This is a genomic window from Pseudomonas japonica (genome assembly GCF_900188455.1).
GTDB classification, from domain to species: Bacteria; Pseudomonadota; Gammaproteobacteria; order Pseudomonadales; family Pseudomonadaceae; genus Aquipseudomonas; species Aquipseudomonas japonica.
Genome location: NZ_FZOL01000001.1, coordinates 425,055 through 439,588, shown reverse-complemented (window position 1 = coordinate 439,588; position 14,534 = coordinate 425,055). Strand labels below are relative to the sequence as shown.

11 protein-coding genes and 1 pseudogene are annotated in these 14,534 nt (G+C 66.3%); 8 read left to right on the top strand and 4 right to left on the bottom strand.

All coding sequences use genetic code 11. From position 1 onward, the window contains the following. Positions 1 to 25 precede the first annotated feature (25 nt). From CHB99_RS01840 to CHB99_RS01815, 6 genes are all read left to right on the top strand, one after another. Positions 26 to 772 (top strand): amino acid ABC transporter permease, encoded by a 747-nt coding sequence (locus CHB99_RS01840; protein ID WP_042122724.1) that lies wholly within the window; start codon positions 26 to 28, stop codon positions 770 to 772. Next, positions 772 to 1,443 (top strand): amino acid ABC transporter permease, encoded by a 672-nt coding sequence (locus CHB99_RS01835; RefSeq protein ID WP_042122722.1) that lies wholly within the window; start codon positions 772 to 774, stop codon positions 1,441 to 1,443. The genes CHB99_RS01840 and CHB99_RS01835 overlap by 1 nt, the downstream gene beginning before the upstream one ends. After that, the gene (locus CHB99_RS01830; protein ID WP_042122720.1) at positions 1,440 to 2,174 is read left to right on the top strand and encodes an amino acid ABC transporter ATP-binding protein; all 735 of its coding nucleotides are present in this window, start codon (positions 1,440 to 1,442) and stop codon (positions 2,172 to 2,174) included. The genes CHB99_RS01835 and CHB99_RS01830 overlap by 4 nt, the downstream gene beginning before the upstream one ends. A gap of 63 nt (positions 2,175 to 2,237) precedes the next feature. After that, on the top strand, positions 2,238 to 4,145 hold the full coding sequence (aauS, locus tag CHB99_RS01825) for a two-component sensor histidine kinase AauS (protein WP_042122718.1): 1,908 nt from the start codon (positions 2,238 to 2,240) through the stop codon (positions 4,143 to 4,145). Continuing rightward, complete coding sequence (gene aauR, locus CHB99_RS01820; protein WP_042122716.1) at positions 4,142 to 5,467, top strand: two-component response regulator AauR; 1,326 nt, start codon at positions 4,142 to 4,144, stop codon at positions 5,465 to 5,467. The genes aauS and aauR overlap by 4 nt, the downstream gene beginning before the upstream one ends. 10 nt (positions 5,468 to 5,477) lie before the next feature. Continuing rightward, complete coding sequence (locus tag CHB99_RS01815) at positions 5,478 to 5,813, top strand: GlpM family protein (protein WP_042122714.1); 336 nt, start codon at positions 5,478 to 5,480, stop codon at positions 5,811 to 5,813. On the opposite strand, the gene CHB99_RS01810 is transcribed toward CHB99_RS01815, so the two are convergent. Beyond that, on the bottom strand, positions 5,810 to 6,805 hold the full coding sequence (locus tag CHB99_RS01810) for an alpha/beta fold hydrolase (RefSeq protein ID WP_042122829.1): 996 nt from the start codon (positions 6,803 to 6,805) through the stop codon (positions 5,810 to 5,812). The genes CHB99_RS01815 and CHB99_RS01810 overlap by 4 nt on opposite strands. A 231-nt stretch (positions 6,806 to 7,036) precedes the next feature. Between CHB99_RS01810 and CHB99_RS30755 the strand changes: the two are divergent. Further along, positions 7,037 to 9,532 (top strand): annotated as a pseudogene (locus CHB99_RS30755) (dermonecrotic toxin domain-containing protein); the annotation flags it as partial. Between the two features lie 2,504 nt (positions 9,533 to 12,036). On the opposite strand, the gene CHB99_RS30750 reads toward CHB99_RS30755, so the two are convergent. Next, positions 12,037 to 12,324: a WhiB family transcriptional regulator gene (locus CHB99_RS30750; RefSeq protein ID WP_487379627.1), complete on the bottom strand. Its 288-nt coding sequence runs from the start codon at positions 12,322 to 12,324 to the stop codon at positions 12,037 to 12,039. 36 nt (positions 12,325 to 12,360) lie between these two features. On the opposite strand from CHB99_RS30750, the gene metR reads away from it, so the two are divergent. Then, positions 12,361 to 13,278: a transcriptional regulator MetR gene (gene metR / locus CHB99_RS01800; protein ID WP_042122712.1), complete on the top strand. Its 918-nt coding sequence runs from the start codon at positions 12,361 to 12,363 to the stop codon at positions 13,276 to 13,278. A 3-nt stretch (positions 13,279 to 13,281) separates the two neighbouring features. Here the strand turns inward: metR and CHB99_RS01795 are convergent, their stop codons facing one another. Together CHB99_RS01795 and CHB99_RS01790 are read right to left on the bottom strand one after the other, a co-directional pair. Next, on the bottom strand, positions 13,282 to 13,920 hold the full coding sequence (locus CHB99_RS01795) for a LysE family translocator (protein WP_042122710.1): 639 nt from the start codon (positions 13,918 to 13,920) through the stop codon (positions 13,282 to 13,284). Positions 13,921 to 14,082: 162 nt separating this feature from the next. Beyond that, positions 14,083 to 14,481 (bottom strand): NUDIX hydrolase, encoded by a 399-nt coding sequence (locus CHB99_RS01790; RefSeq protein WP_042122696.1) that lies wholly within the window; start codon positions 14,479 to 14,481, stop codon positions 14,083 to 14,085. Between the last annotated feature and the right edge of the window lie 53 nt (positions 14,482 to 14,534).

Sequence of the window (14,534 nt, the reverse complement as noted above, 5' to 3'; positions counted from 1 at the left end):
ACAACCTATCCGAGGGGAGACCCCGATGAATTACAACTGGGACTGGGGCGTATTCTTCAAGTCCACCGGCGTGGGCGACGAAACCTATCTGGACTGGTACATCACCGGCCTGGGCTGGACCATCGCCATTGCCATCGCCGCCTGGATCATCGCCTTGCTGCTGGGCTCCGTGCTCGGCGTGATGCGCACCGTGCCGAACCGCGTGGTATCGGGTATCGCCACCTGCTACGTGGAACTCTTTCGCAACGTACCGCTGCTGGTGCAGTTGTTCGTCTGGTACTTCCTGGTCCCCGACCTGCTGCCCGAAGGCGTGCAGGAATGGTTCAAGCAGGACCTGAACCCGACCACCTCGGCGCTGATCAGCGTGGTCATCTGCCTGGGCCTGTTCACCGCCGCGCGGGTCTGCGAACAGGTGCGCACCGGTATCCAGGCGCTGCCCCGCGGCCAGGAAGCCGCCGCCCGCGCCATGGGCTTCAGCCTGACGCAGATCTACAGCAACGTTCTGCTGCCCCAGGCCTACCGGATCATCATTCCGCCGCTCACCTCGGAATTCCTCAACGTCTTCAAGAACTCCTCGGTGGCCTCGCTGATCGGCCTGATGGAACTGCTCGCGCAGACCAAGCAGACCGCCGAGTTCTCCGCCAACCTGTTCGAAGCCTTCACCCTGGCGACGCTGATCTACTTCACCCTGAACATGGGCCTGATGCTGTTCATGCGCATGGTCGAGAAGAAAGTCGCGGTGCCCGGCCTGATTTCCGTGGGAGGTAAATGATGGAACTGGACTTCAGCGAAATCATCCCGGCCCTGCCCGCGTTGTGGGACGGCATGCTCATGACCCTGCAACTGATGGTCATGGGCGTCATCGGCGGTATCGCGCTGGGCACCGTCCTGGCCCTGATGCGCCTGTCGTCGAACAAGCTGCTGGCCAACGTGGCCGGTGCCTACGTCAACTACTTCCGTTCGATCCCGCTGCTGCTGGTGATCACCTGGTTCTACCTGGCGGTGCCGTTCGTGCTGCGCTGGATCACCGGCGAGGACACCCCGGTCGGTGCCTTCACCTCCTGCGTCGTGGCTTTCATGATGTTCGAGGCGGCCTACTTCTGCGAAATCGTCCGGGCCGGCGTGCAATCGATCTCCAAGGGCCAGATGGGCGCGGCCCAGGCCCTGGGCATGAACTACGGACAGACCATGCGTCTGATCATCCTGCCCCAGGCGTTCCGCAAGATGACCCCGCTGCTGCTGCAGCAGAGCATCATCCTGTTCCAGGACACCTCGCTGGTCTACACCGTCGGCCTGGTGGACTTCCTCAACTCGGCCCGCGCCAACGGCGACATCATCGGACGCTCCCATGAGTTCCTGCTCTTCGCCGGCGCCGTCTACTTCGTCATCAGCTTCTCCGCTTCCTTCCTGGTCAAGCGTCTGCAGAAAAGGATAACCGTATGATTTCCATCAAGAACGTCAGCAAGTGGTACGGCGACTTCCAGGTGCTGACCAACTGCAACACCGAGGTCAAGAAAGGTGAGGTGGTGGTGGTCTGCGGACCGTCCGGCTCGGGCAAATCGACCCTGATCAAGTGCGTCAATGCCCTGGAGCCGTTCCAGAAGGGCGACATCATCGTCGACGGCACCTCGATCGCCGACCCGAAGACCAACCTGCCCAAGCTGCGCTCCCGGGTCGGCATGGTGTTCCAGCACTTCGAGCTGTTCCCGCACCTGAGCATCACCGAGAACCTGACCATCGCCCAGCGCAAGGTGCTCGGCCGCAGCGAAGCGGAAGCGACCAAGAAAGGCCTGGCCCTGCTCGACCGCGTCGGCCTCGGCGCCCATGCCAAGAAGCACCCTGGCCAGCTCTCCGGCGGCCAGCAGCAGCGCGTGGCGATCGCCCGGGCGCTGTCCATGGACCCGATCGTCATGCTGTTCGACGAACCGACCTCGGCGCTGGACCCGGAAATGGTCAACGAAGTACTGGACGTGATGGTCGAACTGGCCCACGAAGGCATGACCATGATGTGCGTGACCCACGAAATGGGCTTCGCCCGCAAGGTCGCCAACCGGGTGATCTTCATGGACAAGGGCAGCATCATCGAGGACTGCCAGAAGGAAGCGTTCTTCGGTGACCCGTCGGGCCGCCACGAGCGCACCCAGCACTTCCTCAGCAAAATCCTGCAGCACTAAGCAACTGGCGCCCCGTCTCCGCTTCGGCGGACGCGGGGCGCTGGTCGTTACAAGGCCTCTGTGATGAAATGCGATCCCACGCTCCTTCGCCCAGCCAAGCCTGCCCTTGCCGTGAAACCCCGTCTGATCCGCCAACTGCTCATTCCGCCGCTGATCCTGCTGCTGACCATCGGTCTCGGTGTCGGCGGTTACCTGGTCAGCGAACACAACGGCATCCGCACCTTGAGCGACAACGGCGAGCGCCAGCTCGAACTGCACGCGCGCACGGTCGAGAGCGAAATCAGCAAGTACACCTACCTGCCCAGCCTGCTGGAGCTGGAAGACAGCGTGTCGAAGCTGCTCACCGAACCCGATGGCGAACACCGCCAGATGGTCAACGAATACCTCGAGGGCCTGAACCGGCGCAGCCGCAGCCGGGCGATCTTCGTCCTCGACACCACCGGCCGGGTCCAGGCCACCAGCAACTGGCGCGACGTCGACAGTTTCCTCGGTGAAGACCTGTCGTTCCGCGCCTATTTCCAGGACGCCGTGCGCGGCCAGCCGGGACGTTTCTACGGCATCGGCAGCACCACCGGCGAACCGGGCTACTACCTGGCCCACGGCCTGGAAGAACACGGCAAGATCATTGGCGTGGCGGTGATCAAGGTGCGCCTGGAAAACCTCGAGGAGCGCTGGCAGCGCGCCCGCCTGGAAGCCTTCGTCAGCGACGAGAACGGCATCATCATCCTCTCCAGCGACCCGGCGCGGCGCCTGAAGTCGGTGCGGCCGCTGACCGCCGAGGTCAAGGAACGCCTGGCGCGCAGCCTGCAGTACTACTGGTTCTCGCTCAACGAGCTGCAACCGCTGGACCGCGAAAAGCTCGGCGACGGCCTGGAGAAACTCACCTTCCCGGCCAATGCCCGGCTCGACGAAGGGGCCCGCCAGGTCAGCTACCTGGCCCAGACCCGCCGCCTTGCCGACACCCCCTGGCATTTCACCCTGCTCACCCCGCTGCAGGACCTGCGCCGCGAATCGATCATCCAGGGCGTGCTGGTGGCCGTGGCCTTCGCCTTGCTGACCATCCTCGCCATCGCCTGGAACGAACGGCGCAAGGTGATCGCCACCCGCCTCGCCGCTCGCGAGGCGCTGGAAGAAGCCAACAATCAGCTGGAACGGCGGATCACCGAACGCACCGCCGACCTGCGCGCCAGCAACGAACGCCTGAAGGCGCAGATCCGCGAACGGCGCCAGGCCGAACAGACCCTGCGCCACGCCCAGGACGAACTGGTCCAGGCCGGCAAGCTGGCGGCCATCGGGCAGATGTCCACCAGCATCGCCCACGAGCTGAACCAGCCGCTGGCGGCGCTGCGCACCCTGTCCGGCAACACCGTGCGCTTCCTTGAGCGCGGCTCGCTGGAAGTGGCCAGCGCCAACCTGCGCACCATGAACGACCTGATCGACCGCATGGGCCGCATCACCGCCAGCCTGCGCTCGTTCGCCCGGCGTGGCGACGACCGCGGCCAGGCCTCGCTGGGCAAGGCGGTGGACGCTACCCTGCAGGTGCTGGCCGCGCGTATCGACGGCTGCCACCTGAAACTGCACAGCAACTACAGCGAGCAGACCCTGGCCATCGACCAGACCCGCCTGGAGCAGATCCTCGTCAACCTGATCGGCAACGCCCTCGACGCCATGGCCGCGGTGCCGCTGCCGGAGCTGTGGCTGGAAGGCGAGGTACAGGACGGCAAGTACCGCCTGCGCGTGCGCGACAACGGCCACGGCATCGACGACGAGACGCGCAAGCATCTGTTCGAACCCTTCTTCACCACCAAGCCAGGTGAACACGGCCTGGGCCTCGGCCTGACCCTGTCCGCCAGCCTCGCCGCCGCCGCCGGCGGCAGCCTGAACGTCGAACACCCCGCCAGCGGCGGCACCGCGTTCGTCATCAGCCTGCCGTTGCTGCCCGCCCCCACCGAATCCGCCGAGTCCCTATGAACACATCGCCCCTTACCGTCCTGATCGTCGAAGACGACCCGCATGTGCTGCTCGGCTGCCAGCAGGCGCTGGCCCTGGAAGATATCGTCAGCGAAGGCGTGGGCAGCGCCGAGCAGGCGCTGGAACGCATCGGCGACGACTTCGCCGGGATCGTCGTCAGCGATATCCGCCTGCCCGGCATCGACGGCCTGGAACTGCTGAGCCGTCTCAAGGCCCGCGACAGCAGCCTGCCGGTGGTGCTGATCACCGGTCATGGCGACATCGACATGGCGGTCGGTGCCATGCGCAACGGCGCCTACGACTTCATGGAGAAGCCCTTCTCGCCCGAGCGCCTGGTGGACGTGGTACGCCGCGCCCTGGAACAACGCGGCCTGGCCCGGGAAGTGTTCGCCCTGCGCCGCCAGCTGGCCGAGCGCAGCACCCTGGAGGGGCGCATCATCGGTCGCTCGCCGGCCATGCAGAATCTGCGCGAGCTGATCGCCAACGTCGCCGACACCTCGGCCAACGTCCTGATCGAAGGCGAGACCGGCACCGGCAAGGAACTGGTCGCGCGCTGCCTGCACGACTTCAGCCGGCGCCAGGGCCAGCCCTTCGTCGCCCTGAACTGTGGCGGCCTGCCGGAGAACCTGTTCGAAAGCGAGATCTTCGGCCATGAGGCGAACGCCTTCACCGGCGCCGGCAAGCGCCGCATCGGCAAGATCGAGCACGCCAACGGCGGCACGCTGTTCCTCGACGAGATCGAGAGCATGCCGATCAACCTGCAGATCAAGCTGCTGCGGGTGCTGCAGGAGCGCACCCTGGAACGCCTCGGCTCGAACCAGAGCATTGCGGTGGATTGCCGGGTGGTCGCGGCGACCAAATCGGACCTGGAATCCCTGGGCCAGAGCGGCCAGTTCCGCAGCGACCTGTACTACCGCCTCAACGTGGTGACCCTGGAACTGCCACCGCTGCGCGAACGCCGCGAGGACATCCTGCAACTGTTCGAACACTTCCTTCAGCAATCGTCGCTGCGCTTCGACCGCGAGACGCCGCAACTGGACAGCCAGACCCTGTCGCGGCTGATGAGCCATGACTGGCCGGGCAACGTGCGCGAGCTGCGCAATGTCGCCGAGCGCTTCGCCCTCGGCCTGCCGGCATTCAAGAAAGCCGGGGCCGCCACCGCCCAGGGCGTGGGCTTCGCCGAGGCCGTGGAGGCCTTCGAACGCAACCTGCTCAGCGATGCCCTGCAGCGCACCGGCGGCAATCTCAGCCAGGCCAGCCAGGAGCTGGGCATGGCCAAGACCACCCTGTTCGACAAAGTGAAGAAATACGGTCTGGGTTGAGGAGACGCGCATGGACCTGCTACTCAAGGCCTGCCTCGGCGCCGCCGTGGTGGTGATCCTCGCCATGCTGGCGAAGACCCGCAATTACTACATCGCCGGCCTGGTGCCGCTGTTCCCCACCTTCGCCCTGATCGCCCACTACATCGTCGGCAAGGGCCGCTCCCTCGACGACCTGAAGACCACCATCGTCTTCGGCATGTGGTCGATCATTCCCTACTTCATCTACCTCGCGGCGCTGTATCTGCTGGTCGATCGCCTGCGCCTGGAAGCCTCGCTGGCCCTGGCCGCGCTGGCCTGGCTGGTGGCGGCGGGGATTCTGGTCAGCGTCTGGGTCCGCCTGCACTAACGCTGGGCGATATGGCCGACATCATCCGCGCGGTGTGACTGCAGGTAGGGCAGCACCGCCGCCAGCAGCGCCGCCTTGAACGGCTCCTGGAAACGATGGGCCAGGCCGGGGATCAGCTTCAGCTGGCTGCCCTGGATATGCGCCGCCAGATGCACCCCGTGCATGACCGGCAGCAGCGGATCGGCGGTACCGTGGACCACCAGGGTCGGCACGCGCAGGCGATCGAGCAGCTCGACCCGGCTCGGTTCGGCGAGGATCGCCAGGATCTGCCGCTTGACCCCTTCAGGATTGAAAGCGCGGTCGTAGGAAACTGCCGCCTGTTCCAGCAAGACCTGACGATCGTCCGTTACTCGCGGACTGCCCAGTGCAGCCAGCAGGTCGGCCTGCTGCTGGATGGCGACGTCACGGTTCGGCGCGCTGCGCCGGGCCAGCTGACGGATCAGCGCCGGGCTCGGTGCCGGCAGGCCCTGGGCGCCGGAGCTGGACATGATCAACGTCAGGCTCTCGACCCGCTGCGGCGCCATGGCCGCCAGGTGCTGGGCAATCATCCCGCCCATGCTCACCCCCAGGACATGAAAGCGACGTTGCTCCAGCCGGTCCATCAGTTCCAGGCCGTCTTCGGCCATGTCTTCCAGGGTGTAGGGCGCGCTCACCGACAGACCGAGGCGATAGCGCAGCAGTTCGTAGGTCAGGCTGGCCTCCGCCGGCGCCTGGTTCCAGCGCGACAGGCCGACGTCGCGGTTGTCGTAGCGGATCACCCGAAAGCCCTGGCGGCACAGTGCCTCGACCACTTCGTCGGGCCAGTGGATCAATTGCCCGCCCAGGCCCATCACCAGCAGCAGGGCCGGATCAGTGCTGCGACCGACGCTCTGGTAGGCCAGGCTGACCTGCTTGAGCCGGACCTGCTGGACAGGCGCATGGACATCGCAGCGCGACGCGGCGAACGACGGAAACGCGCAGAACAGCGCGACGAGAAATAAATAAGCCCGCATGAAAAACACCGAAAACGAAATCCCCAGTAGAGCGCGAGTGTGATGATGTTCATGCGAGCGCGCTGCCACAGTTCGATGACAATTTCATGAACACCGCTGAATGGGCACATCGCCCCTCCCCAGAAGCGCTGTCAGCCGAAAAATACCTATCTACCGCCCCTGCCACCAACGCTTGCCCTGAAATCCGCCCTTCACGGTGCTTCCAGCCGCCCTCAGCAAGGACAAGCCAGCATGCTCGATACCCCGGATCAATCCCTGATGGATGTGGTCGACTTCGACTTCACCCGCCAGCTCGACAGCCTCCTTCCCGAAGACGAGAACCTCTTCCTCGCCGCGACCCGCACCTGGCGCCAGAGCCGCCAGCGCCTGTTCGACCTGTTGCGCGACGCGCCCGCGACCCGCACCGGCACGGACCCCGACCTGCGCGAACAGCTCGACCGCGAATGGCTCGCCTACTGGCGCGCTCGCGCCCCGGGCACCGCGCTGTCACGCCAGGACGATGCCGCACGGCAGTTGCGCCTGCACTTCCAGGCCGCCAGCGAGCGGGCCTTCGCCATGGGCCAGCTCAGCGCGTTGCAGTGCCAGGCGCTGCTCGCACAACTCGACGGCGACGCCAGCCCACGCTCGCGCATTCCCCACGGGCGCCTCGCCTCCGGCAGCCAGCAAGGCTTGCCCGGCGCTCTGGTCGTCGATCAGGACACCTCTCACCTGCTCTACCTGCCGAGCCACAACCCGGTCGTGCAGGCGTTCGCCAGCCAGGCCGAACTGGAACGCTACCTGCTGCAACGCCAGGACCTGCTGCCCGACTGTATCGCCATCGACTACGAAAGCGTTGCCGCTGGGCTGCACAGCACCGGCAAGCGCCTGATGAACGACCTGCGCAACCGTCGCCTGGAGGAAGGAAGCCGCTTCGACACCTGGCGCACCCGCACCCCGTTGCTCGCCGAGGCGCCCCCGGAACCGGTCGTCGATGCCGATCCGCAGGTGACCGATGGTTTCGGCGGTCTCTATCGCGACCTGCCGTTCAGCACACGCCTGAACAAGGTCCGCCAGCAACTCGCCGCCTTCGAGAGCGTCGCCGCGGGGACACAACTGCCGGACACGCTGCTGGCGGCACTCGATGCACTGGACGGCGCCCGCAACGACAGTTTCAGCGCCGCCTCGGCCCTGCTCGCGACGGAGTTTCCCGATCGGACCAGCGCGCCTTACCAACGCCTGCTGCAAGCGCGGGTCACCGGCCTGCATGCCGAAGCGCAGGCCCGGCAGGCCCTGCGCCTGCTCGACGACGCCCAGCGCGCCCTGCTCGACGCCGTGCTGCAGGCGCCGCTGGCCAGCCAGCGTGCCGACGCGGTCAGTGTCGCGACCCTGCACCTGCAGTGCGCCGAAGACACGCAGGAACTGCCCGGCGTGCTGCTGATCGGCCACAGCGACGCCGCCGGCAACCTCGCCACCGACCAGCCGGTACTGCTCTATTGGCCGGGCGCGAGCGGTGGCCTGCAGGGGTTCGCCTCGCTTCCGGTGCTGGAGCGGGCGTTCCTCAAGGCCAGCCCCGGTGACCAGCGCCTGCAGACCCTGACACTGGAAGAAGATGCCTTCGCCTACAGCCTCGCCCGGCAACTGTCCGACTACGAAGCCCGCCTGCGCGCGTTGCACCAAGAGCACGCCAGCGCCACCCCACAGGTACTCGACGCCGCGTTGCAGGCCTTGCGCGAGGACGCCCGCGACGGCCTGCTGGTTCCCGCCCATGCCGCCCGCGAACTGGCCCGCCAACAGTGGCGGGAACAGCAACGCGGCGTGCAGCTCGCGCAGCAGTCGCCGACCTGGCTGACGCACCTCGACGACCAGGGCCGCCGGCGCCTGCGGCAATCGATCGAAGACTACCTGGAGGCCCTGCAGCGTTCCCGCAGCTACCTGGCCGGTACCCTGCCCAACCGCAGTGCGTTCGTCCGCCAGCAGGTCGCCCGTCACGTACGCCAGGCGTTCGCCCTTGACCACAACGTGCAGATTCAACTGGACCTGCCGGACAGCGTGACGCAACGCCGCGAGACCATCCCCGGTTCCGGCGCACCGGGCACCCCGGTCAAGCTGGTGCCGGTGCCCAGCCCGGAGCGCAGCCGCCTGAGTCTGGAAGACCTGGCGCTGCAGCAGATCGACGAAACCGTGGAACAACGCCTGTGCTTCATGCGCGTACTGGTCAGCGGTGGCGACAGTGCCGAGCATCCCCGCGTCCTGGCGGGCGTGACCCTGGCCTGGCTACGCGACACGGTCGAGGCGCTGAACATGGGCGGGCGCTACGAGCAATGCATCGTCGACGCCTTCATGGGCGTCACCGGCGAATCGCCATTTGCCGCCGAGTACCGCGAGGAATGTCTGCTGCAACCGCTGCGCCTGATGCTGCGCATCCAGGGCGAAGCCGCATTGCAGCAGCAGCGCATCGACGAGCGCGGGCGGGCGATCTTCGACATCGCCATCGACGCCAACTCGCCGCAGGCGTACAACCGCCACGCCATGCAGGTCAGCCTGCTGCCCGTGCTGCTGACCAGCGGCGGCGACGATACCGGGGGCCACAGCGCCGGCTTGTCCGGTGTCACCCTGATCCATTCGGCGGCCCTGGGCATCACCCTGCTCTATCTGCCGGACAGCCCGGACGGCAAGTTCCTGCGCCAGTACGACACCCTGGAAAGCGCGCGCAAGGCGCTGTACCTGCTCTGCTTCGACAGCCGCATGGCCGAATACCTCGGCGGCCGGGCCCTGGACGGCGAGGTCAGTGTCCATGTCAGCCGCATCGCCCAGGCCTGCATCCGCCACTTCGACGGCATCATCGGCGTCGGCCTGGCCTGGCCGGCGACCACTTCCCTGGCCCGCCATCTGTGCGATGCGCACAAAGGACGACTGATCGTCGCGCATCGCTCGACCTCGCGTTCCCGCCACGACCTGTTCATGGAACGCTATGCCCTGGAAAGCGGCATGGTGTTCAACTACATCAAGATGGCCCTGGGCGCGATTCCCTTCGTCGGTGCCGCGATCGCCGCGCTCGATGGCTGGCTCGCGATCGGCGAGGCAGCGTCGGCGCTGCAGCGGGGCGAGCCGGGCGAGGCCCTGGAGCACCTGGAGTCGGTGCTGATGTGCGTCATCGACGCGATGATGGATGTGCTGCCGGGTGCGGGGATCAACCCGACCGCCCTGCGTCGGGTAATACGCCAGCGGCAGCTGGGCCGCCTCGGCAGCCTGTCTTCGGCGAACCCGGGCAGGCACGGCGCGGTGCAGCGCTTCAGCGGCTACGAATACCCCGAGCCACTCTCGCTGGCCGGCGTGCCGCCAGGTAGCGAGGGCATCCTGCGCAACATCTATCGGCTGGAACGAGGCGACTTCATTCTCAACCACGGCCGCCTGTACCAGGTGACCTTCGACCAGGCCCGGCATACCTGGCGCCTGCTGGGCAAGGGCAGCGGCTATCGCCAGCCGATCGCACTCGACGAACAGGGGCAGTGGGACACCCATGGCGCGCTCTTCGGCGTCAATATCGTCAGCCCGGTCAGTGGTGGCGGTGGTGTGCTCGGGGTGCTCGCCGAAGGCCTGGACCCGCTCTGGCCCGCCGCGATCCGTGAACGCCTGCCGCGCTGGTGGACCGATCCGGCCCTGCGCCGCCTGCGCGCCCTGCGCAGCAGCACCGACTACCAGTTGCGCGAACTGGACCGCCTCAATCGGCAGACGGCGGACCAGCAGCGCCTGTTCAACCGCATGACCGACGACCAGCAGCGCTATCACCAGGCCGAGAAACTGGCCAACCACTTTGCCTACGAACGCCAGCTCGCCGACAAGATCTACCCGGAGCTGGAGGAACTGGCGCAACTGAGCGCCGGCAACAACCGCACCCGCGCCCGCGACCTGATGAGCCGGGTTTCCTGGCTGCAGGTCAATCGCCTGGTCAACGAACTCAATGCGCTCAAGCGCAGCGCCACGGAACTCCTCGACCAGGTCGACCAACTGGTCGAACAGACCGCCAACACCCCCGCCACCGAGGTGGTCCGCCACCTGGACATCATGAAGCGGCGCAAGGTCCTGCGCGTCCAGGTGATCGGCAAGCTCCAGGCGGTGGCCAACTACACCCATGCCATCGAACTGTGGGGCCGGCGCATCACCAACGCCACGCAGAAATCCAAGGTCGGCGCGGACATCGAATACGCCCGGCGCAATTTCAACCAGGCGACCTGCGACATTCTCAAGGTGCGCAACTACCTGGAGGTCATCAACCGCTACGAGACCGCCACCGACGAGTCCTGGTTCTACCTGCAGGTGCCGGTCGCCAAGGCCCGGGTCGAGGTGGACCGCTGCCTGAACAACCTGTTCCACCTGCCCGAAGTGCACAGCAACGCCGAACAGCGCAAGCGCATGCTCGAAGCCTGTATCGACACCGTCGAGCGCTACAGCTACAACCTGCGAGCCTGGTCCACGAGCTATGCGCACTGCTTCGACCAGGACTTCGTCGAGCCGTTGCTGGAACACCTGGAGTCGGTCAGCGACCTGGCCGAACGCTGGAAGCAGAAGATTCCCCAGGCACCGGTCAAGACCAGTCCCCAACGCGGCCCGTCGGTGGCCAGGAAACTGTTCGAGACCGAGGACAACCAGTTCTTCATCGGCGTCGAGGAAGACCTCGGCGGACCGCAGCGGCGCATCACCATCAACCGGGTCAACAACCGTACCGAAGTCTACGTGCCGGGCGAGTCCGGCCGCTGGCGCCTGATGAACGCGCCAGGGACACCGGTTGACGCAGCCCCGGTGGACATCCATCGCCTGCTGGGCGAAGCCCGGGCGCGACTGGACAAGCTGCCGGCCTATCAGGAAAAAGTGCGCAACTATGCCCACCAGGACATGTTGCCGCGCAATCTGGAGCACCTGCTGCTCAGTGAAGCCGACGAGTTGCGCGTGCGCGCCAAGCGCATCGCCGAACAGAATCCGCGCGCCGAGCTGATCGCGACCCTGCGCAGCAAGGCTGACGAGCTGGTGAGCAGCGGACGGACCTTGCGCATCCGCCAGTCGCTGGCCAGCAAGACCCCCGGCGAAGGCATGCTCGACTACCTGATCGAGCAACAGGCGGTGGAGCTGCGCAAGCTCGGCAGCCTGACCCCATTGCCGAAGCGCATCGAGGGCCGCACGGACTTTCTCCAGGAGTACGAGGTGCGCGACCTGACCCAGGGCGAGCCACAGGTGCTGTGGTATGTGCACTTCCATTACCCGAACCAGACACCGGGTTTCGAGCGCTTCACCAAGGCCCACCTGAAGACCGCCGAGCAGCGCCGCCTGGGCCTGCAATGGCAACTGGCGCAGGGTGACGCCGCCGAACGCATCTGGCGTGGCGAGATCGGCAAGCCGATGGCGAAAAAGCACTTCGCCGAGCTGTTCCGGCAACCCGCCGACAACTGACGGCACCGCCGGTATTGCCGTGGCCCACGGCAGTACCGGCGTTCTCCAGGCCGCGGGTCGACAGCCACGGCTGCATGAGACAAACTCAACGACATTGCGTTTTCGTCAAATTACTCTCATGGAGAACCCGGGTGCTCGAAATCCGCCACCTGAAAACCCTGCACGCCCTGCGCGAGGCCGACAGCCTGGTCGAAGCCGCCGAGCGCCTGCACCTGACCCAATCAGCACTGTCCCACCAGTTCAAGGAACTGGAGGAACGCCTGGGCATGCCGCTGTTCGTGCGCAAGACCAAACCGATCCGCTTCACCAGCGCCGGCCTGCGCCTGCTGCAACTGGCCGACGCGACCCTGCCTCTGCTGCGCGGCGCCGAACGGGATATCGCCCGTCTCGCCGGCGGCACCGCCGGACGCCTGCACATGGCCATCGAATGCCACAGCTGCTTCCAGTGGCTGATGCCGACCATCGACCAGTTCCGCGATGCCTGGCCGGAAGTCGAGCTGGACCTGGCCTCGGGTTTCGCCTTCGCCCCGCTGCCGGCCCTGGCCCGCGGCGACCTCGACCTGGTGGTGACCTCCGACCCGGTGGACCTGGCCGGCATCACCTACGTCCCGCTGTTCACCTACGAAGCCATGCTCGCCGTGGCCAACCAGCACGCGCTGGCGAGCAAGCCCTATGTCGTGCCGGAAGACCTGGCCACGGAAACCCTGATCACCTACCCGGTGGAACGCGACCGCCTGGATATCTTCACCCGCTTCCTCGAACCGGCCGATGTCGAACCCGCGCAGGTGCGCACGGCGGAACTGACGGTGATGATGATGCAACTCGTCGCCAGCGGCCGTGGCGTCTGCGGCATGCCGCACTGGGCACTGCACGAATACAGCTCGCGGGGCTACGTGAAGGCCAAGCGCCTCGGCGAGAAAGGCCTGTTCGCCACGCTGTACGCCGCGGTGCGCAGCGACATGCTGGACGCGCCGTACATGCGTGATTTCCTCCTCACCGCCAAGGACACCTCGTTCTCCACCCTCGACGGCGTCAGTGCCGTGCGCTGAGGCTCAGGCCAGCTTGCGCTGCTCCTGCACCAGGCGCAGCGCCAGGGCCGCGAGAACGAAGCCCATCACATAGCGCTGCAGCATCAGCCACAGCGGATAGCGCACGAACCACGCGGAAATGCCGGCGGCGAACAGGGCGATCAGCAGGTTGACGGTGAAGCTCACGCTGATCTGGGTGATGCCGAGGATCAGGCTCTGGGCCAGCACCGAGCCGTGTTCGGGGGTGATGAACTGCGGCAGGATCGACAGATAGAACATCGCCACCTTGGGATTCAGCAGGCTGGTGAGAAAGCCCATCAGCACCAGCTTGCGCGGCGAGTCCGGGGTCAGTTCGCGGGGTTCGAAGGGCGAGCGCGCCCCGGGTTTCACCGCCTGCCAGGCCATCCACAGCAGGTAGCCGGCACCGGCCCAGCGCAGCAGGTCGTAGCCCAGCGGCACGGCCATGAACAGCGCGGTCAGGCCGACCGCCGCCGCGGTCATGTGCACCAGGAAACCGGCGACCACACCCAGCAGGGACGTGATTCCGGCCACGCGCCCCTGGCAGATGGAGCGGGAAATCAGGTAGATCATGTTCGGTCCGGGGGTGAGGACCATCAGCAGGGCGGCGCCGGTGAACAGCAGCCAGTCGTTGAGGGGGATCATTTCAGAGGGCACTCCTTTGCAGTGATTATCGGCCATGCACTTGTAGGAGCTGGCTTGCCTGCGAAAGGACCGCGCAGCGGTCCCAGACCTCACCGCTGTCGGGGACCGCTGCGCGGTCCTTTCGCAGGCAAGCCAGCTCCTACACGAAACGCGAGCAAGACATCAGGCACCGCGGTATATAGGCAAAATCCGATCCCGAGTCAGCGGCGCCAGTTCCAGTTCGAGCGCGGCAGCGGCATCCACCCACACCGCCTCTTCGATCTCCGCCGCCGGCACCACCGCCTCGGCGGTCTCCACCCGAAACAGCTCGCAGACCACCTCGAAGCCCGGCTCGTTCGCCGCCGGCGCGCTGAAATTGCCGAGATAACGGGCCTGCGTCTCGTCGATGCGCAAGCCCAACTCTTCGAACAGCTCCCGCGCCAGCGCCGTCACCGGCAATTCGTCCGCCTCGATCTTGCCACCCGGCTGCATGAACGCCAGGGTGCCACGCTTGCGCACCAGCAGGGTCTGGCCGCGCGGGTCGATCAGCAGGGCAGCGGCGATACGGATGGTCTTGCTCATGAACGCGACTCGTGACGAAAAAAGACGGGGAAGGATCACACGCCACCGACCAG